General features: G+C 72.9%; 20 protein-coding genes. 9 read left to right on the top strand and 11 right to left on the bottom strand.

Going from position 1 to position 25,236, the window contains the following annotated elements:
• Positions 1-241 precede the first annotated feature (241 nt).
• The 3 genes from DDQ41_RS23360 to DDQ41_RS23370 all read right to left on the bottom strand — a co-directional run bounded on the left by DDQ41_RS23360 (position 242) and on the right by DDQ41_RS23370 (position 2,852).
• On the bottom strand, positions 242-1,333 hold the full coding sequence (locus tag DDQ41_RS23360) for a HAMP domain-containing sensor histidine kinase (protein ID WP_109296234.1): 1,092 nt from the start codon (positions 1,331-1,333) through the stop codon (positions 242-244).
• A complete protein-coding gene (locus DDQ41_RS23365) occupies positions 1,330-2,073 on the bottom strand; it encodes a response regulator transcription factor (RefSeq protein WP_109296235.1) in 744 nt (247 codons plus the stop codon). The genes DDQ41_RS23360 and DDQ41_RS23365 overlap by 4 nt, the downstream gene beginning before the upstream one ends.
• 83 nt (positions 2,074-2,156) lie before the next feature.
• Positions 2,157-2,852, bottom strand: coding sequence for a spermidine synthase family protein (locus DDQ41_RS23370; protein WP_109296236.1), 696 nt, complete (start codon positions 2,850-2,852; stop codon positions 2,157-2,159).
• A gap of 388 nt (positions 2,853-3,240) precedes the next feature.
• Between DDQ41_RS23370 and lon the strand changes: the two genes are divergently transcribed.
• Both lon and DDQ41_RS23380 read left to right on the top strand, forming a co-directional pair.
• A complete protein-coding gene (lon, locus tag DDQ41_RS23375; RefSeq protein ID WP_109296237.1) occupies positions 3,241-5,643 on the top strand; it encodes an endopeptidase La in 2,403 nt (800 codons plus the stop codon).
• A gap of 334 nt (positions 5,644-5,977) precedes the next feature.
• Positions 5,978-6,487, top strand: a complete 510-nt coding sequence (locus tag DDQ41_RS23380) for a MarR family winged helix-turn-helix transcriptional regulator (RefSeq protein WP_172607654.1) — start codon at positions 5,978-5,980, stop codon at positions 6,485-6,487.
• 546 nt (positions 6,488-7,033) lie between these two features.
• On the opposite strand, the gene DDQ41_RS23390 is transcribed toward DDQ41_RS23380, so the two are convergent.
• The gene (locus DDQ41_RS23390) at positions 7,034-7,843 is read right to left on the bottom strand and encodes a protein phosphatase 2C domain-containing protein (protein WP_109296238.1); all 810 of its coding nucleotides are present in this window, start codon (positions 7,841-7,843) and stop codon (positions 7,034-7,036) included.
• Positions 7,844-8,218: 375 nt separating this feature from the next.
• Here DDQ41_RS23390 and DDQ41_RS23395 point away from each other — a divergent pair, with 375 nt between their 5' ends.
• From DDQ41_RS23395 to DDQ41_RS23415, 5 genes are all read left to right on the top strand, one after another.
• Complete coding sequence (locus DDQ41_RS23395) at positions 8,219-11,716, top strand: sensor histidine kinase (protein WP_174720315.1); 3,498 nt, start codon at positions 8,219-8,221, stop codon at positions 11,714-11,716.
• Positions 11,713-12,195 carry a roadblock/LC7 domain-containing protein gene (locus DDQ41_RS23400; protein WP_109296239.1) on the top strand — a complete coding sequence of 161 codons (483 nt, stop codon included), beginning with the start codon at positions 11,713-11,715 and terminating at the stop codon, positions 12,193-12,195. Before DDQ41_RS23395 ends, DDQ41_RS23400 begins: the two co-directional genes overlap by 4 nt.
• Entirely contained in the window at positions 12,192-12,602 is a 411-nt protein-coding gene (locus DDQ41_RS23405; RefSeq protein ID WP_109296240.1) for a DUF742 domain-containing protein, read from the top strand. Before DDQ41_RS23400 ends, DDQ41_RS23405 begins: the two co-directional genes overlap by 4 nt.
• Positions 12,583-13,206, top strand: coding sequence for a GTP-binding protein (locus tag DDQ41_RS23410; protein ID WP_109296241.1), 624 nt, complete (start codon positions 12,583-12,585; stop codon positions 13,204-13,206). Before DDQ41_RS23405 ends, DDQ41_RS23410 begins: the two co-directional genes overlap by 20 nt.
• A gap of 62 nt (positions 13,207-13,268) precedes the next feature.
• Positions 13,269-14,510 (top strand): styrene monooxygenase/indole monooxygenase family protein, encoded by a 1,242-nt coding sequence (locus DDQ41_RS23415; RefSeq protein ID WP_109296242.1) that lies wholly within the window; start codon positions 13,269-13,271, stop codon positions 14,508-14,510.
• A gap of 422 nt (positions 14,511-14,932) precedes the next feature.
• Here DDQ41_RS23415 and DDQ41_RS23420 read toward each other — a convergent pair whose 3' ends face one another.
• From DDQ41_RS23420 to DDQ41_RS23430, 3 genes are all read right to left on the bottom strand, one after another.
• Positions 14,933-15,208: a hypothetical protein gene (locus DDQ41_RS23420; RefSeq protein WP_109296243.1), complete on the bottom strand. Its 276-nt coding sequence runs from the start codon at positions 15,206-15,208 to the stop codon at positions 14,933-14,935.
• Between the two features lie 147 nt (positions 15,209-15,355).
• A complete protein-coding gene (locus DDQ41_RS23425) occupies positions 15,356-16,111 on the bottom strand; it encodes a TetR/AcrR family transcriptional regulator (protein WP_109296244.1) in 756 nt (251 codons plus the stop codon).
• A gap of 220 nt (positions 16,112-16,331) precedes the next feature.
• Positions 16,332-17,267: an AurF N-oxygenase family protein gene (locus tag DDQ41_RS23430; protein WP_109296245.1), complete on the bottom strand. Its 936-nt coding sequence runs from the start codon at positions 17,265-17,267 to the stop codon at positions 16,332-16,334.
• Between the two features lie 129 nt (positions 17,268-17,396).
• On the opposite strand from DDQ41_RS23430, the gene DDQ41_RS23435 reads away from it, so the two are divergent.
• Both DDQ41_RS23435 and DDQ41_RS23440 read left to right on the top strand, forming a co-directional pair.
• Positions 17,397-18,545, top strand: a complete 1,149-nt coding sequence (locus DDQ41_RS23435; RefSeq protein WP_109296246.1) for a ferritin-like domain-containing protein — start codon at positions 17,397-17,399, stop codon at positions 18,543-18,545.
• A 153-nt stretch (positions 18,546-18,698) separates the two neighbouring features.
• Positions 18,699-19,307, top strand: coding sequence for a Uma2 family endonuclease (locus DDQ41_RS23440; RefSeq protein ID WP_109297908.1), 609 nt, complete (start codon positions 18,699-18,701; stop codon positions 19,305-19,307).
• Positions 19,308-19,477: 170 nt separating this feature from the next.
• On the opposite strand, the gene DDQ41_RS23445 is transcribed toward DDQ41_RS23440, so the two are convergent.
• From DDQ41_RS23445 to DDQ41_RS23460, 4 genes are read right to left on the bottom strand one after another with little or no spacing between them, the layout of a single operon-like run.
• Entirely contained in the window at positions 19,478-20,947 is a 1,470-nt protein-coding gene (locus DDQ41_RS23445) for a penicillin-binding transpeptidase domain-containing protein (RefSeq protein WP_109296247.1), read from the bottom strand.
• The gene (locus tag DDQ41_RS23450) at positions 20,944-22,377 is read right to left on the bottom strand and encodes an FtsW/RodA/SpoVE family cell cycle protein (protein WP_109296248.1); all 1,434 of its coding nucleotides are present in this window, start codon (positions 22,375-22,377) and stop codon (positions 20,944-20,946) included. Before DDQ41_RS23450 ends, DDQ41_RS23445 begins: the two co-directional genes overlap by 4 nt.
• Before the next feature lie 26 nt (positions 22,378-22,403).
• Positions 22,404-24,041, bottom strand: coding sequence for a sensor histidine kinase (locus DDQ41_RS23455; protein WP_109296249.1), 1,638 nt, complete (start codon positions 24,039-24,041; stop codon positions 22,404-22,406).
• A complete protein-coding gene (locus tag DDQ41_RS23460; RefSeq protein WP_109296250.1) occupies positions 24,038-24,790 on the bottom strand; it encodes a hypothetical protein in 753 nt (250 codons plus the stop codon). The genes DDQ41_RS23455 and DDQ41_RS23460 overlap by 4 nt, the downstream gene beginning before the upstream one ends.
• Positions 24,791-25,236: the final 446 nt, after the last annotated feature.

Here is a 25,236-nt window from a genome sequence, read left to right on the forward strand (position 1 = left end):
GGCTACGCCTACGCGGTGGGGAGGTGCAGGCCGGGCGTGGTCTTCGTCGCCTAAGTCACACCTGGCAACCGGTTTCGGCGCAGGAATTGGCGGGAAACAAACACGGTTTCCCTGCGGATGGGGTACGGCGGAACGCGGCCGCGGCCCGCCCGGCCGCACCCGTGCCCCGCTCCCCGAACACCTGGACGCGGGACGCGCCCGTCCGGTTCGCCACGGGCCTCGCTCCTCTTCGAACCCTACGTCAACCGTGTGACGAGGGGATTCCCGGGAGGGTCACCCTGATGCGGCATCCGCGCGTCGATTCGGCCACCCCGATGCCGCCGCCGTGCAGCTCCACCGCCCAGCGCGCGATGGCCAGGCCCAGACCGGTGCCCCCGTCGCTGCCCGGACCGTGCTGCGAGGGGGCGCTGCCCCGGTTGAACCGCTCGAAGACCCGGTGCCACTCCGACTCGGGGATCCCCGGGCCCTCGTCCTGGACCTCCAGGTCCAGGGACTCGGCCTGTGCGCCCCGGCGGGCACGGACGGTGACCCTGCCGTGCGGCGGCGAGTGCTTGACCGCGTTGTCGATCAGGTTCGCCACGACCTGGTGCAGCCGCTCCGCGTCCGCGTGCGCGGTCAGCTCCGGCGGCGAGACGTCCAGGTGGAGATGGACGTCCTTGCGGGTGTGGTTGCCGGAACCCGAGGGCAGCCCTCGCCGCCCGGCGGCGAGGTTGGCCTCCTTCAGCACTCCCGACAGATAGGGCCAGACCTCGAAGCGCCGGGCCCGGAGCGTGACCACCCCGTTGTCCAGCCGGGAGAGGTCCAGCAGCGTCTCGACCAGCCGGGACAGCCGCTCCGTCTGCTTCAGGGCGGTGCGCATCGTCTCGGGGTCGGCCGTCGATACCCCGTCCACGACGTTCTCCAGTACCGCGCGCAGGGCCGCTATGGGGGTGCGCAGCTCGTGGGAGACGTTGGCGACCAGCTCCTTGCGGTGCCGGTCCACGGCCTCCAGGTCGTCCGCCATGCGGTTGATCGTGGAGGCGAGGTCGCCGAGCTCGTCGCGGCGGCCGTCGCCGCGCACCCGGCGGCTGAAGTCGCCGTGGGAGATCGACTTGGCGACGGTGTTCATCTCGTCCAGCGGGGCGGTCAGCCCGTGCGCCACGAACTGGGTGATCAGCAGCGTGGTGATCATGGCGAAGACCGTGATGTAGCGCAGCTCCGCCCCGGTGCGGAAGGCGACCAGCGCCAGCCCGGTCGTGATCAGCACCGCCATCACGACCAGCGCGCCGAGCTTGGTCTTGATCGAGATCTCCACCGCACCCAGCCGGGACCGGAGCCGGCTCGGCCGGGTCATGGAGCCGGGGTCTCCAGGGCGTACCCGACGCCGTGGACCGTCCGGATCCGCTCGGCTCCGATCTTGCGCCGCAGCGCCTTGATGTGGCTGTCGACCGTGCGGGTACCGGAGGCGTCCGCCCAGTCCCACACCTGGGCGAGCAGCTGCTCCCGGGAGAGGACCGCGCGCGGTGTGTTCGCCAGGCAGACCAGCAGGTCGAACTCGGTCGGCGTGAGGTGCACGTCCCCGTTCCGGACGCGTACGCGGCGCTGGGCGTGGTCGATCTCCAGGTCGCCGAGGCGCAGGATCCCGCTGCGCGGCGTCACGGCGGCCAGCGCGGCGCGCTCCACCCGGCGCAGCAGCACGTGCACCCGGGCGGCCAGCTCGCGCATCGAGAACGGCTTCGTCATGTAGTCGTCGGCGCCCACGCCGAGCCCGACCAGCATGTCGGTCTCGTCGTCACGCGCGGTGAGCATCAGCACCGGGACGGGGCGCTGCGCCTGGACCCGGCGGCACACCTCGAGGCCGTCGAAGCCGGGCAGCATCACGTCGAGGACCATCAGGTCCGGCTGCCACGCCTCCGCGGCGTCCACGGCCGAAGGGCCGTCGGCCGCGGTCTGGACCAGGAATCCCTCGGCGCGCAGACGGGCCGAGACGGCGTCGACGATGGTGGTGTCGTCCTCGACGACCAGCACCCGGCGCTGGGCACTTCCGGTCGGGTGTGCCGCCGTGCCGTTGCCGCCGGTGTGTGTCTGCTCCATCGCCCCGCCCCTGTCGCGCACTGCGAGCTGCGTGTAGATCGGTGTGTCAGTTAGGCAGCGTAAGGGCACCGCCCAGGTCCCGGCTACGCAGGGCGAACTGCCAGGTGGACCACGTCGGGAACGCCTCGTGCAACCGCGATCTCTTCGGTTCTTACCCCGCTGAATCCGGCATTCCGCAACGTCCGCTCGAAATTCTCGGAGGGCTGCGCCGACCAGACGGCGAGGACCCCTCCGGGGCTCAGGCGCCGGGCGCAGGCCCGCAGCCCGTCCGGTGCGTAGAGGCTGCTGTTGTCCTCGGTGACGGTCCAGTCGGGGCCGTTGTCGATGTCGAGGCAGAGCGCGTCGTACGTGTCCGAGGTGTGACGCAGATACGCCATCAGGTCCGTGTGCAGGACGGTGGTGCGCGGATCGGCCAGTGCCGCGGCGGAGACGCGCCTCAACGGGCCCGTCGTGTGCCAGTCGATGATCGCCGGCTCCCGTTCGGCGACGGCGATCCGGGACCAGCCGGGCTCGGCCGCCGCGTGGGCCAGGGAGAAGCCGACTCCCAGCCCGCCGATCAGCACGGACGGGTCAGGACGGCCGGCGAGGGCCGTGTGGGCGGCGTCCACGAGCAGCCGCTCGGAGCGGCCGTCCGATGTGTCCATCAGAAAGCAGCCGTTGGCGATGATCTCGTGGATCTCCCCGCCGGGACCCCGGCGTTCGCGCAGCACGACCTCGCCGTACGGGCCTTCGCGCCGGTCGAGGGTCCGGGGGGCGGCGTCGCCGCTGAGGGGGTCCATGGACGCTCAGGCTAGTGCGCCTCGGGCGGGGTTCGCCCGTCGCGACGGGGTGAACGGTGCCCGAGGCGGCCCTGGGGGCTGCGGCCCGATCCCGGCGGCCGGGCGCGCGCCCCGGGATCGCGGACCCCCGTGGGAGCCGGCCGGGCCCGCGGGCCCGGGCGCGGGGCCGGTGCCGGCTCATCGGGATCGGGGGCGGGGGGCCGGGCTCCTCGGGATCGGGGGTGGCGCCGGCTCCTCGGGCCCTGGGCGGGGTGGGCCGGGGGAGCGGGCCGCGGGGTCGCCTACCTCGACGAGAGGTATCGCTCACAGCGAACACCTGCCCGGGAACATCGAAGACCTCCTCTGCATTGAGTCGATGTAACTCAACTTGACTGCCGAAGGGGAGATCATGGCTCCGACGCCCGCACCGCTCACCCTGCCTGTGCTTCCGCTCGACGACGAGGTCGTACTGCCCGGGATGGTGGTGCCGCTCGACCTGTCCGACAACGAGGTACGGGCCGCGGTGGAAGCCGCCCAGGCAGCGGCGCGAGCGGAGCCGGGAAAGCCGCGGGTGCTGCTCGTCCCCCGGATCGACGGCACCTACGCCGCCACCGGTGTGCTCGGCACCGTGGAACAGGTCGGACGGCTCTCCGACGGAGACCCCGGCGCCCTGATCCGCGGCCGCAGCCGGGTACGCGTCGGTGCCGGTACGACCGGTCCCGGCGGCGCCCTGTGGATCCACGGCACCCTCATCGACGAGACGCTGCCCGACCCGCTGCCCGGTTCGGTCACCGAACTCGTGAAGGAGTACAAGGCCCTCGCCACCAGCTGGCTGCGCAGGCGCGGGGCGTGGCAGGTCGTGGACCGCGTCCAGCAGATCGACGACGTCCCGGCGCTCGCCGACAACGCCGGCTACTCGCCCTTCCTGTCCACCGCGCAGAAGGTCGAGCTGCTGGAGACCAGCGACCCGGTCGCCCGGCTCAGGCTCGCCACCGAGCAGCTCCGCGAGCACCTCGCCGAGCAGGACGTGGCCGAGTCGATCGCCAAGGACGTCCAGGAGGGCGTCGACAAGCAGCAGCGCGAGTTCCTGCTGCGCCGCCAGCTCGACGCGGTCCGCAGGGAACTGCGCGAACTGGGCGGCGAGTCCGACGGCGAGGAGTCCGACGACTACCGCGCCCGGGTCGAGGCCGCCGACCTCCCGGAGAAGGTCCGCGAGGCCGCTCTGAAGGAGGTCGACAAGCTCGAGCGCGCCAGCGACCAGAGCCCCGAGGGCTCCTGGATCCGCACGTGGCTCGACACCGTCCTCGAACTGCCCTGGAGCGAACGCACCGAGGACGCCTACGACATCAGGGGAGCCAGGGCCGTCCTGGACGCCGAGCATGCCGGCCTGGACGACGTGAAGGAGCGGATCACCGAGTACCTCGCGGTCCGCAAGCGGCGCTCCGACCGCGGACTCGGCGTGGTCGGCGGCCGGCGCGGCGGCGCGGTCCTGGCGCTCGTCGGCCCGCCCGGCGTGGGCAAGACCTCGCTCGGCGAGTCCGTCGCGCACGCGATGGGACGCAAGTTCGTCCGCGTCGCGCTCGGCGGCGTCCGGGACGAGGCGGAGATCCGCGGCCACCGGCGCACCTACGTCGGCGCGCTGCCCGGCCGGATCGTCCGCGCCGTCAAGGAGGCCGGCTCGATGAACCCGGTGGTCCTCCTCGACGAGATCGACAAGGTGGGCTCCGACTTCCGGGGCGATCCCGCGGCGGCGCTCCTCGAAGTCCTCGACCCGGCACAGAACCACACGTTCCGCGACCACTACCTGGAGGTCGAACTCGACCTGTCGGACGTGGTCTTCCTGGCCACCGCCAACGTCCTGGAGGCTGTTCCGGAGGCACTGCTCGACCGGATGGAGCTGGTCAGGCTCGACGGCTACACCGAGGACGAGAAGGTCGTCATCGCCCGGGACCACCTGCTCCCGCGCCAGCTGGAGCGAGCCGGCCTGGAGCCGGGCGAGGTGGCCCTGGAGGAGTCGGCACTGCGCAGGATGGCGGGCGAGTACACCCGCGAGGCGGGCGTGCGGAACCTGGAGCGTGCGATCGCCAGGCTGCTCCGCAAGGTCGCGGCCCAGCACGAGCTGGGCCGGCGGGAGCTGCCCTTCACCGTCGGCGACGGCGACCTGCGCGCCCTGATCGGCCGGCCGCACCATGTGCCCGAGTCCGCGCAGGACCCGTCGGAGCGCCGCACCGCCGTGCCGGGCGTGGCCACGGGGCTCGCGGTCACCGGTGCCGGGGGCGACGTCCTCTACGTCGAGGCGTCGCTGGCCGACCCGGAGACCGGTGCCTCCGGACTCACCCTCACCGGTCAGCTCGGCGACGTCATGAAGGAGTCCGCACAGATCGCACTGAGCTTCCTCCGCTCGCACGGTGCGGAACTGGAGCTTCCCGTCGGCGATCTGAAGGACCGCGGCGCGCACATCCACTTCCCGGCGGGAGCGGTCCCGAAGGACGGGCCGAGCGCGGGCATCACGATGACGACCGCGCTGGCGTCGCTGCTCTCCGGCCGCCCGGCCCGCACGGACGTGGCGATGACCGGTGAGGTGTCGCTGACCGGGCGGGTGCTGCCCATCGGCGGTGTGAAGCAGAAGCTGCTGGCCGCGCACCGCGCCGGGATCACCACGGTCGTGATCCCCAAGCGCAACGAGGCCGATCTGGACGACGTCCCCGCCGAGGTCCTGGAGAAGCTGGAGGTGCACCCCGTGACGGACGTCCGCCAGGTCCTCCGGATCGCGCTGTCCCCGGCCGAGGTGCCGGTGCCGGCCGCGGCGTGAGCGCGGGGCACCGTCCCGCCGGTCGCCGTCTGGCCGGTCGCTGTCTGGCCGGTCGCCGTACGCCGCCCCGCGCCCGAGCGGGCGGCATACGGCGACCGGCCGTTCCGGCTTTCCGCGCGTCGTGGCGATGGCCGTTCCCGCTCCCCGCGCGTCGTGGCGACGGCCGTTCCCGCTCCCCGCGCGTCGTGGCGACGGCCGTTCCCGCTCCCCGCGCGTCGCCGTGACCGGGTCGGGAGGTGGAGCCGGTGCCTGCCGTCGGCCGGTGCCTGCGAAATACTGGGTGAGCTGCGGTGACGGCGGTCGCCGAAGAGGACTCTCGTCTCCGGGAGAGCGCGTGAAGGGTGCTGACGTGCACGGAAGCGGTAGGGGGAAGGACACCGGGCCGAGGGGAGGCGACGGCACGGACCAGGAGTTCCATGAGTTCCTGTCCCTGGAGCGGGAGTTGGCCGTCTTTCTGCGCCGGGCCCGGGCCAGCTCCGGCGAGATGGCCCGCGAGGTGCATCCCGGACTGGAGCCCTCGGCGTACGGACTGCTCGTACGGCTGGACGAGTCCGGCGCTCAGCGTGCCACCGATCTCGCCGGGTACTTCGGCGTCGGCAAGGCGACGATGAGCCGGCAGCTGCGCGCGCTGGACGAGCTGGGCCTGGTCACCCGGGAGCCCGACCCGGCCGACGGCCGCGCCTCCCTCGTCCGGCTGACCGACGAGGGACGCACCCGCTTCCGGGCCGTACGGAAGGCCCGGCGCGACCGCTATGTGCGCAAGCTGGCCGGCTGGGATCGCGGGGAGGTCGCGGAACTGGCCCGTCTGCTGCACCAGCTCAACGCCCGGTCCGAGGAGGGCTGAGAAGGGCTGAGGAAGGCCGCGATGGGCCGAGGAGGGTCGCGATGGGCCGCGAAGGGCCGAGGAGTCCCGGCTCGCCGGCCCGGATCTTGTCCCCCCTCGCACGGGGCCCTGCTCTTCGGCCCCCGGCCCTGGCCGCTGTCCCGGCTCCCGCCCGGCTCCCCTGCGGCACCTTCCCGGCTCCCGCCCGGCCCCACTCCCGGACCCGCCCGGCCCTGGCCGCTGTCCCGGCTCCCCTGCGGCACCTTCCCCGCTCCCGCCCGGCCACACTCCCGGACCCGCCCGGCCTCACTCCCGGCCCCCGCCCGGCCCCGCCCGGCCCCCTGCAAGTACCTCTACTACCACCCTCCCCGCCTTCTCCTGGCCTTCTCCTGGCCTCCGCCTGGCCTCCGCCTGGCACCGACCCGGGCCCGCGGTGCCCTCGGCGGCGCCCGGCAACCCGGCGCCCGCCTCTCCTCCGCTCCCGGGTCCGGCCCGGACCGGCCTCGTCCCGCGAGCGCGGCACGCTCGTCGCCGAGACGCCGCACGCAGGTCCCCGCCGTAAGGGATTCAGGCCCCCGGGGGTCCGACCGGGTCCTGGAACTCCGCGTACACCGCGGTCGCGTCGTCGTGGATCTTCCAGCGCTTCCCGCCGCCCCGGCCGGCGTCCGCCGTCTCCAGCGCCCGCACCCGGCCGACCAGCCCGTGCGGCCCCTCCTTGCGCAGCAGCCCCATGAGTTCCGCCCAGCTCCCCTCCGAGAAGAGGTCGGTCCAGCGGGACGCCCCGTCGGTGAGGGCGGCCACCGCCCGAACGTCCCCACGCGGAGTCGTGCCCGTGACCGCCCGCGCCGCCACCCCCGGGTCCGCGGCCGCCGTGAAGAAGCCGCCGTCCTGGTTGCGCAGGGCGTCCGTCGCGCTGACGGAGCGGAGGACCTCCCTCGGGATGCGGTCGAGCCGGTCGTCCAGCACGGCGTGCACGACCCCGTTCGGCGACTCCAGCAGAAGCGTCGAGTCCGAGAGGACCAGGTGCTCGACCGACTCGCCGTCCCAGCGAACCGCGACCACCGTTGCCTGAGGCGTACGGGCGTGAGAAAGGTCACAGCTCTCGCGGTGGGTGTCGGCGGTACGCCGGATGGACAGGGCCAGCACCTCGGACAGGGGCATATCCCTGCGCGAACCGGACAGTTCGAGAAGCGCGCCGCCCAGGTGCGAGGTGAACCAGGGGACGCCGTGCACACAGCCGTCGCCGCCGCGGGGCGGCGTCACCCCGTCGAGGACCACGAGCGATCCGCCCTGGCCCGTGGCCGGGAGGGAGAGTGACGCCCAGTCCTCGTTCGGGCGTTCGGCGGTGCCGGGCACGGAGGCGAGCTCGAAGCGCATGGCCCCCAGTCTGCATGAGCCGACACGTTTTCTTCACGAAGCCTGCAAGGGCGTGGAATTGGTCTCCACCAGCGGCTCGACCTGGGTGTTCTCGGCGGAACCGGCGGCCCCGTGGAGCTGCGGGCGGGCATCTTGCCAAAGCGCGGGCCGAAGGTCCAACTGATCCTCTGTGCACAGGGAAAGTGCAATTGCGAACGGGTTGTTTGCCAACTCCGGAGTCGTGTTCACTCGTTCGTGTGGCGGAGCGGCCGATGAGCGCCCCCCTCTTGAAGCCGCTGGGATGGTCGTGGATCGTGCCAGAGGTGGGGGACTCGCGTGTGATGACCGGTCGTCACCTCTGCTTCATGGGCGGACGAGTCAGGAATGCGAGCACCGGTGCAGAAGAAGCGGCCTCGGGGCAAGGGCAGCACGGACGGTACGGCCTCTTCGGGGCCCGCGGCACCGCAGGTGCCCTCGTCGCCCGCGATCCCCTCGGCGACGTCGGACGGTCGTGCGGCTGCCGTGCCCCCGGCGTACACGGGACCCTCGGCCGAGGCCCGGGCGGCCTCCGACCCCGCGCTCCTCCCCGGCGGGCGCCCCGTACGGGTACGCCGCCGGCTGGTGGCGGGCGTCGCCGCCATCACCCTCACGGTCGCGGCCGCCGGTGCTCCGGCGATCCTCCTCGCCTCCGACGACCTGACCGAGTCCCAGCGGCTCGTCACCCTCGCCGAGCTCAACCGCCAGGCCGTCACCCTGGCCCACTCCCTCGCCGACGAGCGCGACGAGGTCACCGCGTACATCGCGGCAGGCCGCGAGGACCAGCAGGGCGACAAGAAGGACCGCCGCGAGATCTCCGGCAACCGCAGCGCCCGAGTCGACCGGCAGATAGACGAGATCCGGGGCAACGTCCCGGCCGACCACGCCGACCTGCGCCGTGGCCTCGGCACCGTGAACTCCGTCCGGCGCGCCGCGCTCACCGGCGAGGGCGCCGCCATCGAGGCGTACAAGGCGTACACCGACATCATCGAAGGGCTGCACGCTCTCGCCGGGGAACTCGCCGAGACGACGCCCGCCCGCGCCGCCGAGGCCACCCGCGCGCCGGCGGCCCTCGGCCTCGCGGTCGAGCAGGCGTCCGCCACCCGCGGCCTGCTGCTCGCCGCGCTGTCCGTGCCCGGCCAGACGAGCGACGGCCCCTCCTACGACCCGATCACGGGGCTGCCCGTCGAGAACGAGGACGACGCCCGAACCGAGGCCGCCCGCGACGTCCTCAGCGCTGCGGCGCAGCAGGCGCGCGTCCGCGAGCTCGCCGCGCTCGCCGACTTCGACCAGGTGGCGGGAACCGAGGCCCGCGGCCGGCTCACCGGCACCGTCACCGGCCCCGACGTCAAGACGGCCGAGGCCTATCTCACCCGCCTCACGGACCAGCCCGAACTCTCCGAGAAGGACCGCGCGTCCAACCGCGAGAAGCTCGAGGCCTCGCTGTCCGCCAGGATCGAGCAGATGCGCGGCGTCGAGTCCGCGCTCGCGTCCGCCCAGGTCGAGCGCCTGGAGCAGCTCCGCGACGACGACGTCACCGCCCTGGAACTGCGCATCGCCCTGCTCGGTGGCTGCCTGCTCGTCGCCATCGGCGTCTCCGCGGCCGTCGCCCGCACCCTCACGCGCCCGCTGGCCGTGCTCCGTATCGGGGCGGCCCGCCTCGCGGGGGCGCCCGAGGGTGAGGAGCCGATCCGTTTCACCGGCCGCAACGACGAGTTCGCCCAGGTCGTGCGGTCGCTCAACATCCTGCATGGCAAGCTGGTGGACCTTGCCGCCCGCAGTCGGCACCTGGACACCGAGAGCGGTGAACCGGACTCCTCCCGGCAGGAGTTCACCGCCCAGCGGGCCGAACTCCAGGAGCGCACGGCCGAGGTCACGGAGCAGCTGGCCAAGCTGCGCCGCACGGTGGGCCACACCTTCGTCAACCTCGCCCTGCGCACCCTCGGTCTCGTCGAGCGCCAGCTGGGGGTCATCGAGGGCCTGGAGGAGCGGGAGCAGGACCCGGACCGCCTCGCCACCCTCTTCAAGCTCGACCACATGGCCACGGTGATGCGCCGCCACAGCGAGAACCTGCTGGTCCTCGCCGGAGCCGAGCACGGCCACAGCCACCCCGGCCCGGTGCCGCTGGTCGACGTCATGCGCGCCGCGGTGAGCGAGATCGAGCGGTACGAGCGCGTCACCATCCAGTCCCTGCCGCCGCACGCCCACATCGCCGGGTTCGCAGCCGACGACCTGAGCCACCTCGTGGCGGAACTGCTGGAGAACGCCGCGTCCTTCTCGCCCCCGGACGCCCAGGTCCAGCTCTCCGGATGGCTGCTGGAGAGCGGCGAGATCATGCTCTCCGTCCAGGACGAGGGCATCGGGATGGCCCCTGACCGGCTCGAGGAAGTCAACACGCGCCTGGCGTCCACCGAGCGGGCGGACGACCTCGACCCCGCTGAGAACGGCGAGGGACTGGGGCTGCAGGTGGCCGGCCTGCTGGCCCGTCGCCACGGTGTGCGGGTCCAGCTGCGAGAGCAGAAGGGCGGCGGAATCGCCGCCGTGGTGGTCCTTCCGCAGGGACTGCTGCCGGAAGGCCCGGCGACGGCCTCGCGGCAGACCGTTCCCGTGCCCGGTGCCGGTCCGGCGGTGAGCCTCCCCGGCTCGGTCGCGGAGGCCAACTCCAACGCACTGCCCGGCCGGCGCGTCCCCGTCGGCGACCCGCTGGTCGCCGCGGCCGAGCAGGCCGTCCAGGACGCCGGAGTGGACGGGGCGGGGACCGGGTCCGCCGTGCCGGGGCCCCGAACGCCCTCCGAGCCGGCGAGCGGCGCGGCGAGTGGGACGGTGAGCGGGGCGGTCAGCGGCGCGGTGACTGGGACGTCGAGCGGGGCGGTCAGCGGCGCGGCGAGTGGGACGGGCACGGAACACGGGGCCACGACGTCCGGTGCAGGGTCCTTCGCGCCGGGGCCCGCCGTGGGGCAGACGGGTGGCGACGCCGGTGCCGCTCCCGGGTCTTCGCCCTTCGGGCCTGAGGCGTCTCCCGGCCGTTCCCCCTTCGCACCCGAACCCTCGAACGCTCCTGCCGCCTTCGTGACCGAGGCCGAGCAGCCGCACAGTCCGGACGGCGAGCCCGTCCCCGGCAGCGGGTACGGCCGAGACGGCGAACACGGGCGTGGTGAGCAGGGCCACGGCGGTGAGCAGGGCCACGGCGGTGAGCAGAGCCACGGCGGTGACCATGGGCACGGCGGCGAGTACGGCCTTGACGGTGGTCAAGGCCGCGGTGCTGACCACGGGCACGGTGCTGACCACGGGCACGGTGCTGACCACGGGCACGGCGGTGAGGGCGCCGGGGAGCCCGCCGCGTCCACCCCGGAGACCACCCTCCAGGTCCGTCTGCCCCACCCCGCACCGGAGCCCGACGCCCATGAGCGCGACGGGACGGGGGCCGCACCCGGCAGAAGGCACGGAGCGAGCGGCCCAGACTCCGCCACCGACCCGGCCACCGACCCCGCCACCGCCCTCGCCATCGACCCCGCCGCCGACCCCGCCCCAGACCAGGGCGGCGCGGCCGCGGACGGCCACCGCACCCCGGAGGCCGAGGCCGCCGCGGAGCCCGGCGACGCCGAGGAGATCGTCACCGACAAGGGTCTGCCCAAGCGGACGCCCAGGGTCGTCGCACCGCTCGGCGCGCCCAAGGAGCGCCGCAGGTCCGTCGACGCCGAGGAACTCCGCCGGCGCCTCGGCGGATTCCACCAGGGTGCCAAGGAGGGTCGCCGCGACGTGGAGGCGGAGTTCGCCGAACCTGCCCGGCCACACGGCGCGGAACAGACGTCACAGAGCGAGGAATCGGGGGACACCGTCGAGGAGGCACGCAGTTGACCGCGACAGGAACCTTCGGGCTGAGCAGCGAAGCCCGTAACCTTCACTGGTTGTTGGGCAACCTCGTCGAGGAGGTACCGGGAGTGCACTCCGTCGCCGTCGTCTCGTCCGACGGACTGCTTCTGCTCTCCTCCGACCCGGCGCACAACGCCGCGTCCAGCGCGTCACCCCGCCAGGACGGCCCGCGTGGTTCCAGCGCAGACCTCGCCACCGTCGTCTCCGGCATCGGCAGCCTGACCATCGGCGCGGCCAAGCTGATGGACGGCGGCGGCGTCAAGCAGACCATGGTCGCGATGGAGGAGGGCAGCCTCTTCGTGATGTCGATCAGCGACGGCTCGCTGCTCGGCGTGCACGCCACCGCGGACTGCGACATGACCGTCGTCGCCTACCACATGGCGCTCTTCGTGGGTCGCGCCGGACACGTACTCACCCCCGAAGTCCGCAGTGAACTGCGCAAGTCGTTGGAGAGTGCCAAGTGACCGCCGCCCAGCCCGCCCCCCGGCTCCCGGTACGGGGGGACGGAAAACGTCCCGCCCGCGTCCGCCCCTACTCGCTCACCGGAGGCCGCACCCGCTTCGGCCATGTCCTCCTGGTCGAGACGTTCGTCGCGGCCCTGGAGGCGGGCGACGACCGGAAGGAGCTGACGAACGGCAACCTCACGTCCCGGGTGATGCCCGAGATGCGGGCCATCGTCGAACTCTGCCGCCGGATGCGGACGGTCGCCGAGATCTCCGCGCTGCTGAAGATGCCCCTGGGCGTGGTCCGGGTGCTGATCAGCGACCTCGCGGACCAAGGAATGATACGTGTGTACGGCACCGGGCACGGCGACGGCCGCCCCGACCGCGCGCTGCTCGAAAGGGTGCTGAGTGGACTCCGTCGTCTCTGACCTCGCCACCGCCGCGGAGGACGAGAACATACAGCCCTGGCAGAACGACCACACCCGTGCACCGATCGCCACCAAGATCGTCGTCGCGGGCGGTTTCGGCGTGGGCAAGACGACCTTCGTCGGGTCGGTCTCCGAGATCACGCCGTTGCAGACCGAGGCGCTGATGACGCAGGCGAGCGAGGAGACCGACGATCTCACCGCCACGCCGGAGAAGCAGACCACGACCGTCGCGATGGACTTCGGACGGATCACCCTCGACGACGATCTCGTGCTGTACCTCTTCGGCACCCCGGGCCAGCAGCGGTTCTGGTTCATGTGGGACGACCTGGTGCGGGGCGCGATCGGCGCGATCGTGATGGCCGACACCCGGCGGCTGAAGGACTGCTTCCCGGCGCTGGACTACTTCGAGAGCTGCGGCATCCCCTACGTCGTCGCCGTCAACCACTTCGAGGGAACCCCGTCCTACGAGGCCGACGACGTGCGGGAGGCCCTGACCGTACCCGCGCACGTCCCAGTGGTGATCATGGACGCGCGCCGGCGGACCACGGTGGTCGAGTCACTGCTCACGCTCGTGGGCCACGCGCTCGACGTCACTCCCGAATAGCCTCCCGCCGCCCCCCACATCCCGTACGTCTCCATCCCCGTACATCCAGAAAGAGACGAGTCATGCGGAAGATCCTGATAGTCGGCGCCGGTCAGTCCGGTCTTCAGCTCGCCCTCGGCCTCCAGGCGCAGGGCTACGCGGTCACTCTGATGTCCAACCGCACGGCGGAGGAGATCCGGTCCGGCCGGGTCATGTCCACCCAGTGCATGTTCCACACCGCGCTCCAGCACGAGCGCGATCTCCAGATCAACTTCTGGGAGTCGCAGGCCCCGAAGATCCAGGGACTCGGCGTCTCCGTGGCCGGTCCTGACTCGCAGCGGGCCGTCGACTGGCTCGGACGGCTCGACGGCTACGCCCAGTCGATCGACCAGCGGCTGAAGATGGCCGGCTGGATGGAGACCTTCGCACAGCGCGGCGGCCAGCTCGTCATACACGGCGCGGCCGTCTCCGACCTCGACTACTTCGCCCGCGCCTACGACCTGGTGCTGGTGTCGGCGGGCAAGGGCGAACTCGTGTCGATGTTCGGCCGCGACGCCTCCCGTTCCCCGTACAGCGAGCCCCAGCGCGCCCTCGCGGTCGCCTACGTCCACGGCCTCGGCCCGCGTCCCGAGCACCCCGATCTGGACGCGGTCCGCTGCAACCTGGTCCCGGGGGTCGGCGAGCTGTTCGTCATGCCCACGCTGACCCTTTCGGGGCGGGCGGACATCCTGTTCTGGGAGGGCGTTCCGGGCGGCCCGCTCGATGTCTTCCAGGGGCTGAAGGACCCCGCCGAGCACCTCTCCCTCACGCTGGACCTGATGAGGAAGTTCACGCCGTGGGAGCACGCCCGCACGGCCGAGGTCGAACTGACCGACGCGGGCGCCACCCTGTCCGGCCGTTACGCCCCGACCGTGCGCAACCCGGTCGGCCGGCTGCCCGGCGGCGGCCTGGTGCTCGGCGTCGGGGACGTCGTCGTGGCGAACGACCCGGTCACCGGGCAGGGCTCCAACTTCGCCTCGAAGTGCGCCGCCGCCTACCTGGCATCGATCGTGGAACACGGCGACCGGCCCTTCGACGAGCACTGGATGCGGGCGACGTTCGACCGCTACTGGGAGATGGCGCAGCACGTCACCAAGTGGACCAACGCGATGCTGGGCGTCCCGCCCGAGCACGTGCTCGGCCTGATCGGCGCGGCGGGCCGGCTCCAGCCGGTCGCCGACCGCTTCGCGAACGGCTTCAACGACCCTTCGGACTTCGAGAACTTCTTCTTCGACCCCGAGAAGACGGCCGCCTACCTGGCCTCGGTCGGCGGCACGGCGGCCTGAGGCCGACGGCTGACGTGACGGTCCCGCCCCGGCCTGCGAGGTGCGGGGCCGGGGCGGAGTCTCCTCCCCGGGCGCCTCACGGATCGCACTGCACCGCCGGCCCACGGCGGCATCCGCGCGGCCTCCCGCCCCCGCTGCCGGCCGCCGGGGACCGCGTCCGGCTCGCCGCGCGGGCCTCGCACCGGGCAGGGCGCCGTGCGGGACGCCGTGCCGAATCGGACGCCGCGTGGAGCGGGTAGAGCGGGTAGAGCCGGTGCCGTACGCCGTGGACACCGAACGCTGCCTCCGTGGACACTGCCGGTGCTCGGTGCTCGGTGCCCGAGCCGCTCGCCTGTCCCGTACGTCCCGTGTGTCCCATACGTCCCCGCATGGCCGCGCACGGCCTCCGTACGCCCCCGTACGGCGCCGCGCTCGCCGTCGAGCTATCGGGCCCGCTTCGGCTTCGACCAGGGCCAGTCGAGCCTGCGGCGCTCCCGCCCCTCCGGGGCGTACTCGTACCTCCAGCCGCGCGGCAGCCCGAGCCGCCTGGTGTGCCCGGCGACGACCCGCCGGTAGGCGTACACGGTGTTCGGCCCGCCGTCCTCGGCCGGCACCGGCACCTCGTACCAGGGGGGAGGGTTGCCGGTGGGGCCGACCAGGACGGGCAGCACCCGTCCGTCGAGCGGGCCTCCGACGAAGGGGGTGTTCTCGCTTCTCACCCGTCCAGTCTCGCTCAGCGCCGCCGTCCCGTCCCTTCCGGGGCGGTGGCGCTGCCGTGCGGATCGGGGCCGTGCCGTGCGACCCGGGCGCTGCCGTGCGATCCGGGCGGTGCCGGTGCACCCGCACCCGTGCACTTCCGGGGCGGACTACCCGGCGAACCCGTCCCGGAGCAGGTGGCCCGCGTCGTCCGTCAGGGGCAGTACCTGACGGGCGAGCGTGCCCACCGGACCGGCCGGGGTCTCCAGCGCGAGCAGCTCCCGGACGACGTGCGCGGTCTCCTCGTCGGTGGCCGCCGTCGCCGTGAGCAGGGCGACGAGATGGCCGATCAGCCAGTCGCGGAGTTCTCCGGGGGACGGGTGCTTGTCCTCGTCCAGCCAGATCAGCGAGGCCGCCTCCACCGCGGCGATCCAGGTGCGGACCATCAGGCGTAGGCGCAGGCGCGGGCCCGACCCCGGGACGCCGAGGTGCACCAGGATCTGCTCGGCGGCCGCCCGTCGCACCTCGTCCACGATCGCGCTGGTACGGGACGTCTCGGCGACGCTGCCCCCGCGCATCAGCGCGCTGAACCCGGCGTCGTGCTTGTCGACGAAGTCGAGGTAGCGGTCCAGCACCCGGCCCAGCCGTTCGCTCGGCGGACCGGTGGGCGGTTCGGTGAAGCACAGTACGAGTGCGTCGGCGGAGCTGCGCAGCGCGGCCTCGTACAACTGCTGCTTGCCGCCGGGGAAGTACCGGTAGACGAGCGGCCGGGACACCCCGGCGGTCTCGGCCACGTCGTCGAGTGACACGTCCTCCGGCGCCCGGTGTGCGAACAGCGTGAGGGCGGCACGGAGGAGCTGGCCGCGCCGCTCCTCCACGCTGAGGCGCCGGTACGCGCGCTGCGTCTCGGGGGCACTGGAGGTCATACCGGCAGCCTAACGGCCGCCTTCCGGCGCGGGGACCCGTCTCCGGCGGCTACCGGGGAACGCCGGATCGGGGAATGCCGGATCGGGGAACAGCGGCATGGATCCCACGACCGAGGCGCCATCAACGCACGCCGCCCGCCTCCCGGGCCGGGAGCCGCCCCGTCCTGCGCCGCCCGCCACCCCGGCGCACTCAGGCGTACTCAGGCGCACCCCGGCGCACTCAGGCGAGGAGCCCCGAACTCCGCCACAGCCGGCGGCCCGGGCCCCTCAGGACGCCGATGTCGTCGAGGAAGTCCGTCAGGCGTCCGGCTCCCGACCGCATCACCTCGCGGCGGTGCCCGCTCGCCTTCACCTGGGCGACGGCCTCGCGCCGGTCCAGGCCGACGCTGCCGTAGACCTCGGGGTTGACGAAGCAGACGGAGAACACCCGGGCGGCCTCGCCGCAGCTGAGCCGGGTGAGTTCCCGCTCCCAGCGCGGTGCGGTCACCATCTGGCGGCGCAGCTCCTCGCGCGCGTACCGGACGTGCCGCGCCTCCTCCGCCACGTGGATCCGTGTCACACCGCGGATCAGGGTCTGCACGCGTTCGTCGGGGAAGGCCAGGCGCTGCATCCAGTCGAGGATCTCCTCGCCGAGGAGCGTGGCGGCGAAGGAGCCCGGGGTCGTGGAGACGGTCTTCAGTACGCGGGCGAGGTTGTGGTAGAGGCGCGGTACCGGGTAGACGGGGGTGCCGCCCTTCCTGATCATCCTGGCGAACATCATCGAGTGCCGGCACTCGTCCGCTATCTCGGTGAGGGCGTAGCGCACGTGATCGCTGGTCACGGGTTTGTCGTAGATGTGCCGCACCAGCAGCTGCATCAGGATGACCTCGAACCAGATGCCGAGGGAGGCGAGGGAGGCGGCCTCGTGCCGGGCCAGCTCCATCCGCTGTTCCTCGGACATCCGCCGCCACAGCGGGGTGTCGTAGAGGGACACCAGTTCCGGTGGCCAGAACCACTTGCCCTCCTCGAACGGGGCGTCCCAGTCGAGTTCCCTGTCGGGGTCGAAGGAGTGCCTGGCCGAGGACTCGAGCAGTCGCGCGGCGACCTGTTCGCGGTCCCGCAGGGGCCCGAGGGCGTCGCGGATCGGCGTGAGATCGCGTTCGGTCACGGTCGTCATGCGACTTATGAGACTGTGCGTCAGCAAGACCGTCAATCCCTTGTGCGTCACTTGTTGACTGCGCGTCTACCAGCGTGTGAGCCTGCCAGCAGACCGTCAGTTCGTCAGTGCGAGGCGAGGGAGCCTTTCGTGTCGACGTATGACCGCTACACCAGCCCGCCCCAGGAACCCGTCTGGTCCGTACCGGCAGCCGGCCACGCCCGCTTCAGCTGGGAGTACGACGACGGTCGCGACCGCCTGCTCGCCCTCTACCAGAAGGGCAAGGACAAGCAGTGGGACGGCGCCAGGCGCATCGACTGGGATCTCGAGGTCGACCCGTACGACCCTCTCGGCACCCCCGACGAGGCCCTCAGCCTCTACGGGACCCGCCACTGGGCGAAGATGACCGAGAAGGACAAGGGGGAGCTGCGCCGGCACTACTCCTCCTGGCAGTTCAGCCAGTTCCTGCACGGGGAACAGGGCGCGATGGTCTGCGCGGCGCGGATCGTCGAGTCCGTCCCCGACCTCGACGCGAAGTTCTACTCCGCCACCCAGACCATGGACGAGGCGCGGCACGCGGAGGTCTACGGCCGCTTCCTGCACGAGAAGATCGGGATGCTCTACCCGATCAACGACAACCTCCAGGGCCTGCTCGGCGACACCCTCCGCGACTCCCGCTGGGACATGCCGTACCTCGGCATGCAGGTGCTCATCGAGGGCCTGGCGCTCGCCGCGTTCGGCATGATCCGCGACACCACCGACAAGCCGCTGCCGAAGCAGATCCTCGCCTATGTCATGCAGGACGAGGCCCGGCACGTCGCCTTCGGGCGCATGGCGCTCCGCGACTACTACCGGCAGCTCACGGACGCCGAACTGCGCGAGCGCGAGGAGTTCGTCATCGAGGGCTGCTACCTCATGCGGGACCGGATCCGCGGTCTCGAAGTCCTGGAGGACTTCGGCATCCCGCCCAGGGAGGCCGAGGAGTACACCGAGCAGTCCGAGTTCCTGCACCTCTTCCGCAAGCTGCTCTTCAGCCGGATCGTGCCCTGTGTCAAGGACATCGGGCTCTGGGGCGAACGGCTCCAGAAGGCCTACGTCGACATGGGCGTCTTCGAACTCGGCGACTCCAACCTCGACCTGCTGATGACCCAGGACGAGGAACTCGCCGAGCACCTGGACCGGGAGCGCTTCGCGGCCGAGGAGGCGGCACGGGTGGCCGAGGTGGCGGAGGCGATCGCGGACGGGAGCGAGGGCGGGAGCGGGGACGGGGGCGCGGACCCGGCCGCGGACGGGGCGTGAACGCGGACGGGGCATGAACGGGGGCGGGGCCGGACCGGCCTGACGTGCGCCGGGCGCCGCCCAGCGAGCGATGTCACTCGTTCGGAGAAAGCCCGCAGGTTGTCGCTGGGTACGCTGGTCTCACCAGGCAGCCTCTGTCGCATGGGAGCGATCATGAGCGCCGGACGCGAGTACGGGCTGGATGACCAGTACGAGTGGGCCCGCCCGCCGGCCGGAGGGTGGACGGCGGACGACCTGGACAGGCTTCCGAGTCTTCCTCCGCACACGGAGTTGATCGACGGGAGCCTCGTCTTCATGAGTCCGCAGACTCGATTCCGTACGCGTGCCATGCGTCTTCTGGAGAACGCGCTCATGGACCAAGCGCCGGATGATCTGGAGGCCATCCGGGAGATGACCGTCAGACTGGACCGGCGGAACCGGCCGGAGCCCGATGTCCTGGTGGTTCCGGTCGAGGCGGACACCGGTCCCGGTCAGACCTGGTTCAGGCCCGAGGACGTCGTCCTCGCGGTCGAGGTCGTCTCGGCCGATTCCCTGGAGCGCGATCGCGAGGTCAAACCCCGCAAGTACGCCCAGGCCCGCGTGCCGCACTTCTGGCGCGTCGAGCAGAGGGACGGACTGCCCGTGGTGTACGTGTACGAACTCGACCCGGCCACCCTGGCGTATATGCCGGTCGACATCTTCCACCAGCGGCTCAAGGTCGACCGTCCGTTCCCCGTCGAGATCGACCTGACCGCGGTCAACCGGCGCGAGCCCCGCGCCTGAACGGCCGGCACCGGTCAGCCGGTCGAACGCGGTGGCCCGCGCCGGGCCCGCCGCCCAGGACGCCCCGGCTTCAGCGGCTCGCCTCCGGCTTCAGCGGCTCGCCTCCGGCTTCAGCGGCTCGCCTCCGGCCTCAGCGGCTCGCCTCCGGCTTCAGCGGCTCGCCTCCGGCCTCAGCGGCTCGTCTCCGGCTTCAGCGCCTCGACCATCACCGCCCGTGCGATCGGCGCCGCGTCGCCGCCGCCGCTGATCTCGCCGCCCGCCGCCTCCGGGTCCTCGACGACCACCGCGACGGCCACCGCGGGCCGGGGCGCGCCGCGGTCCTGGGCCCAGGCGATGAACCAGGCGTACGGAGTGCCGGCGTTGCCGACGCCGTGCTGGGCGGTGCCGGTCTTGCCGCCCACGGTCACCCCGTCGATCAGTGCCCGCGTGCCCGTGCCCCGCTCCGCCGCCTCGACCATCATCCGCCGCAGTTCGTGCGCGGTCGCCGGGAACATCGCGCGGCGGTAGGACCGGCGGGGTGTCTCCCGTACCGTGTCCCCGTCCCAGGTGGTCGTGCGCTCCACCAGATACGGGTAGGCCAGCTCGCCCCCGTTGGCGACCGCCGCGGCCACCATGGCCATCTGCAGGGGCGTGGCCGTGGTGTCGAACTGGCCGATGGACGACAGCGCCAGCTGGTCCACGCTCATGCGCCGGTCGAAGCCGGACACCGCCACACCGGACGGGATTCGCAGCGAGTCGTCGTTGAAGCCGAAGCGGCCGGCGGTCCCGAGCATGCCCTCCAGCCCCACCTTCACGCCGAGGTTCGCCATCACCGTGTTGCACGACCACTTGATCGCGTACACCAGGGACGCGCGCCGGCAGCCCGGCACCGGGTTCGGCAGGGTGGTCCTGGTGCCGGGGATGACGAACGGGTCCGCCGTGTCCGTGGGGGCGTCCGGGTCCGTGACCACCCGCGCCTCCAGCGCGGCGGCGGCTGTGACGATCTTGAAGGTGGAGCCGGGCGGATAGGTCTGCCGGATCGCCCGGTTGAGCATCGGGTGGCTCTCCGCCGCGTTGAGTCGGCGCCATGCCTCGGTGACCGCCGGGCTGTTGCCGGACAGCAGCCCGGGATCGTACGAGGGGCTGCTGACCAGCGCCAGGATTCTCCCCGTCGCCGGCTCGATCGCGGCGACCGCGCCGCGCCTGCCGTTCAGGCCCCGGTAGGCGGCCTCCTGCGCGGACCGCCTGATCGTGGTCAGGACCCGGCCGCCGGGCTGCCGGGAGCGAGTGAACTCGTTCCAGAACGGCAGCGGGGCGAGCGCCGGGTCGGTACCCGAGAGCACGCCGTCCTCCGCGTGCTCGAGCAGGGTCGTGCCGTACTTCTGCGAGGAGTAGCCGGTGACCGGCGCGTACAGGGGGCCGTCCGGATAGGTGCGCTCGTACCGCAGTTGCTCTCCGGTGTCCTTCGAGCCCGTGACCGGTCTGCCGCCGGCGAAGACGTCCCCGCGCGGTTCGCCGTAGCGTGCGATGGCCGGACGCCGGTTCGCCGGACTGCCGTTGAGGTCCTCGGCCTGTAGCACCTGGACGCGTACGGCGTTCACCAGCAGCGCGGCGAGCAGGAACAGGCTCAGACCGGCCGCGCGCCGGATGTACCGTCTCACCGCGCGCCCTCCGCTGCGGCCGGTCCCTGGGGGCCGGCGCGTCCCTGCTGCCCCGCCGGGTCCGCGGCGGGTGCGATCACCCCGGACTCGACCGGCTCCGGGTGCGGCTCACGCGCCGAGTCGCTGAGCCGGATCAGCAGCGCCACGATGATCCAGTTGGTGACGACGGACGAGCCGCCCTGCGCCAGGAACGGCATCGCCATCCCGGTCAGCGGGATGAGGCCGGTGACCCCGCCCGCGACGACGAAGACCTGCACGGCCAGGATCGCGGCGAGGCCCACGGCGAGCAGCCGGCCGAAGGGGTCGCGCAGATCGAGTCCGGCCCGGTAGCCCAGCGCCACGAGCAGGCCGTACAGCAGGAAGAGCGCCGTCAGCCCGGCCAGCCCCAGCTCCTCGCCGGCGGTCGCCAGGATGAAGTCGGACTTCGCCGCGAAGCCGATCAGGATGGAGCGCCCCGCGCCGAGACCGCTGCCGAGGACCCCTCCCGAGGCGAAGGAGAACATCGACTGGGCGAGCTGACTCGGCCCGTCACCCGCCGCGATCGACGCGTACGGATCGATCCAGGACTCGACCCGGCCGCGCACATGCGGTTCCAGGGTGCCCGCGGCGAACGCCCCGGAACCCGCGAGCAGCAGCCCCACCACGATCCAGCCGGTCCTCCCCGTGGCGACGTAGAGCATGACCACGAAGAGCCCGAAGAACAGCAGTGAGGTACCGAGGTCCCGCTCCAGCACCAGCACCGCCACGCTGATCAGCCAGACGGCGACCACCGGGCCCAGCACCCGGCCCGCGGGCAGCTGCACGGGGCCGATCCGACGGCCGGTGTGGGCGAGGGCGTGGCGGTTCGCGGCCAGGTACGCGGCGAAGAACACCGCCAGCAGGATCTTGGCGAACTCGCCCGGCTGGAAGGAGAGGCCGCCTGCCCGGATCCAGATCCGGGCGCCGTTCACCGCGGGGAAGAGGATCGGCACGGTCATCAGGACCAGCGCGGTGGCGACCGAGAGGTACGCGTAGCGCCGCAGCACGCGGTGGTCCCGCAGCAGCACGACCACCGCGATGAACAGCGCGACGCCCAGGGTGGACCAGATCAGCTGGGCCGGCGCGGCACGGTCGGCCGGGGTCTCCAGGTCGAGGCGGTAGATGAGGACGAGGCCCACGCCGTTGAGGAGGACCGCGATCGGCAGCGGCAGCGGGTCCGCGTACGGCGCCCTCAGCCGCACGGCGAGATGGGCGAGCAGGGCGAGCAGACCGAGTCCCGCACCGTAGGCGAGCGCGTCCGGGGGGACGGCTCCGCTCCTGGCCATACCGACGCCGGCGTAGCCGTAGACGGAGATGAGGACGGCGCAGACGAGGAGGGAGAGTTCGACGCCCCGCCGCCGCGCCGGGCGCGGCCGTTCGGGTGGGGGAGCCTCCGCTGCCGTTGCGGTCATGCGTCGCAACGTAGCAAGCGGGGGTCTTATGTCCGCTTATCCCCGGATTCGGTGTGCGGCATGTCGGTGCCCTCGTCGCGGTGCGCGGCGGGTGCGGATGGGGCTACGGGGACCTCGGGGGCTGTGGGGACCCAGGGGGCTGCGGGGGTTTCGGGGGCTGTGGGGGCTGTGGGGGTTTCGGAGGCTTCGGCGGGGTCGGCCGGTGCGGTTCCTTGCGGTGCGGTTCCGTGCGGTGCGGCTTCTTGCGGTGCGGCTCCGTGTGGGGCGTTCGTTGCCGGTGCGGCTCCGTGCCTGCCGGGTGCCGCCGGGGTGGCGCCGTGCGTGGGGGGTGCCGCCGGGTCCCCGCCGTCCGGGCGGTCGGCGGGAGGGGCGTACTCGGGCAGCGTCAGCCGGGCGAGCGCCCCGCCGCCGGGCGCGTCGGCGAACTCCAGCTCCGCCCCCAGCACCGCCGCCTGCCCCACCGCGATCGTCAGCCCGAGGCCGTGGCCGCTGCCACCCGACTCGGTGCGGAAACGCTGCGGGCCGTGCTCCAGCAGATACCGCGGATACCCCGGCCCGTGGTCCCGGACGGACACCACCGGCCCGTCCACCGAGACCACCACCGGACGCGCACCGTGCCTGTGCGCGTTGCTGATCAGATTGCCGAGCACCCGCTCAAGCCGCCGCCTGTCCGTCTCCACCCTCGTGCCGCGCACGACCGTCAGATCCGTCCCCGAACCGACGGTGCCGGCCGTCCGCACCACCCGCTCGGCCAGCGGCGCCAGTTCGTGGACATCGAGGTCGACCGTCTCCCGGCCGGCGTCCAGCCGAGATATCTCCAACAGGTCCTCCGTCAGCGCCCGCATCCGGTTGACCCGGTCCCGCACCAGCTCCGCCGGGCGCCCCGGCGGCAGCAGTTCGGCCGCCGCGGACAGCCCGGTCAGCGGGGTGCGCAGCTCGTGCGCCACATCCGCGGTGAACCGCTGCTCGCTCAGCAACTTGCCCTGGAGGGTGGCGGCCATCGTGTCCAGCGCGCCGGAGACCGCGGCCACCTCGTCCTCGCCGCGCGCAGGGTCCCTGGTGCGGGGGTCGTTGACGCGCGCGTCCAGATCGCCCCCGCTGATCCGCCGCGCCACCTGGGCGGTCAGATGGAGCCGGCGCGTCACCCGGGTCACCGAGAAGGCCCCCGCCAGCAGTGTCGCGCCGATCGCCAGCGCGGAGGAGCCGACGATGGCCCGGTCCAGGCCCGCGATGGTCTGCGCGCTCAGCGTGTAGTCGATCCGCACCGCCAGCGCACCGCCGTCCGCGGGGCCCGCGGCCCACATCGTCGGCCGGCCGCCGGTGTCCGAGACCATCGTGCCGCGCTGCCCGCTCAGCGCCAGCTCCCGCAGCCCGGGCGGCAGTCCCGGCGGGTCCACCGCTCCGGAGCCGTCCGCCGCCTCGCCCGCCTCGTACGCATCGGTCACGGCCTCCAGCTTCGACAGCGCCTTCTCGCGGGCCTGGTCCACCGTCTGGCGGGTCACCGACACATGCACCAGCGCACCGAGCAGCGCCGCCAGCGCGCAGCACATCACGGTGATGAAGACCGCGGCCTTCCACGTGAGCGTGGCGGTCCAGGCCGGCCCGCGCAGTAGCGGAAGGCGCCGCCACCGCCGGGCGGGGCGTACCGGGGCGGGGCGTGTCATCGTGCGTCCGCCGACGGCTGGGGTGCGGTCCCGGGCGGCCTCGCATGGATGATCTCGTCCCGCTCGGGGAGCATCGCCCGCTGCTGTCCGTCCCAGGACCAGACCGTGCGGTACTCGTAGCCGGGGATCCCCGCGGACACGGCGCGGAGGACCAGGTCGCGGCCGGCGAGTTCCACGCCGACGATCGCCTCCGTGTCGGACATGATGCGCGTCAGCCCGCCCCGCTCCGGCGTGTACACGAGGATCGCCGTCTGCTGCCTGGGCATGGTGATGCCGACGATCAGCTCGTCCTTTCCGTCGCCGGTGAGGTCCCGGTAGTACGGCTTCAGTACGGGGCACTGCTGCGGTCTGGTGCCGCACTCCCGGATCTGCCGGGCCGTCTGCCCGTCCAGTCCGTCCAGCCCTTCCGGCCCTTCCGGCCCGTCGGGTTCGGAGACCCGGCCGGGGTGGGCGGCCATGTCCGCCTGGACGACGGCGACCGGGTCCACGGCGTGGACGTCGCCGCCGGGGACCTTCACGCCCTCGATGTGCTCGGTGCGGTTCTCGCCGTAGTCGACCGGGGGTGCGGATATCTCCGGGAGCTCCGGCCACAGCCGCACCGGCCCGGTGGCGGTCGGTGTGGGCCCCGCGCTCTCCAGTCCGCCCGCGTCGTCGCAGCCGGCGAGCAGCGGCGCGGCGGCCGTGACGGCGACGGCGACGGCGATGGCGACGGCGGCCGGCGCGGAGCGGGGCGTGCGGTGACGGGGCACGGGGGGTCCTGGGTGGGGTCGATGCGAAAGCGGGCCGTCCTCCAGGGTACGGAAGTCGTTTTTGCGTCATACGGGTGATCTGTGAACGGTCCGCACGGGTGCTTGCACGGTCCCGTTCCGGCGGCACGGGCACCGCTTCCGCCGTCCGGCCTCGGCCTGGTCCGGCGGCGCCCGGCACCCGGTACGGGCGGCCCCACCGGACGTCCTGCGCCCACCCACCGGGACGCCGCCGCGGCACCCCGGTGTCCCCGTGCCCGCCTGAGTGCCGCGGTGCTTGTCGCGGGTGGCGGTGTCACGTACGGCCGCGGAGCGCCGTAGGGCAGAGGGTGAGCAGGCGTCCCCGTGCCCGCCCGAGCGCCTTGCGGCGGAGCGCCGTAGGGCAGAGGGCGCCCCGGTGTCCCCGTGCCCGCCCGACCGAGTGCCGCGGTGCTTGTCGCGGGTGGCGG

It is taken from the genome of Streptomyces spongiicola, assembly GCF_003122365.1.
Classification (GTDB): domain Bacteria; phylum Actinomycetota; class Actinomycetes; order Streptomycetales; family Streptomycetaceae; genus Streptomyces; species Streptomyces spongiicola.

Excerpts from the sequence above, each read along its gene's own strand:
- DDQ41_RS23360 (WP_109296234.1), bottom strand. The coding sequence starts at position 1,333 with ATGACCCGGCCGAGCCGGCTCCGGTCCCGGCTGGGTGCGGTGGAGATC.
- DDQ41_RS23365 (WP_109296235.1), bottom strand. The coding sequence starts at position 2,073 with ATGGAGCAGACACACACCGGCGGCAACGGCACGGCGGCACACCCGACC.
- DDQ41_RS23370 (WP_109296236.1), bottom strand. The coding sequence starts at position 2,852 with ATGGACCCCCTCAGCGGCGACGCCGCCCCCCGGACCCTCGACCGGCGC.
- lon (WP_109296237.1), top strand. The coding sequence starts at position 3,241 with ATGGCTCCGACGCCCGCACCGCTCACCCTGCCTGTGCTTCCGCTCGAC.
- DDQ41_RS23390 (WP_109296238.1), bottom strand. The coding sequence starts at position 7,843 with ATGCGCTTCGAGCTCGCCTCCGTGCCCGGCACCGCCGAACGCCCGAAC.
- DDQ41_RS23415 (WP_109296242.1), top strand. The coding sequence starts at position 13,269 with ATGCGGAAGATCCTGATAGTCGGCGCCGGTCAGTCCGGTCTTCAGCTC.
- DDQ41_RS23425 (WP_109296244.1), bottom strand. The coding sequence starts at position 16,111 with ATGACCTCCAGTGCCCCCGAGACGCAGCGCGCGTACCGGCGCCTCAGC.
- DDQ41_RS23430 (WP_109296245.1), bottom strand. The coding sequence starts at position 17,267 with ATGACGACCGTGACCGAACGCGATCTCACGCCGATCCGCGACGCCCTC.
- DDQ41_RS23440 (WP_109297908.1), top strand. The coding sequence starts at position 18,699 with ATGAGCGCCGGACGCGAGTACGGGCTGGATGACCAGTACGAGTGGGCC.
- DDQ41_RS23450 (WP_109296248.1), bottom strand. The coding sequence starts at position 22,377 with ATGACCGCAACGGCAGCGGAGGCTCCCCCACCCGAACGGCCGCGCCCG.
- DDQ41_RS23455 (WP_109296249.1), bottom strand. The coding sequence starts at position 24,041 with ATGACACGCCCCGCCCCGGTACGCCCCGCCCGGCGGTGGCGGCGCCTT.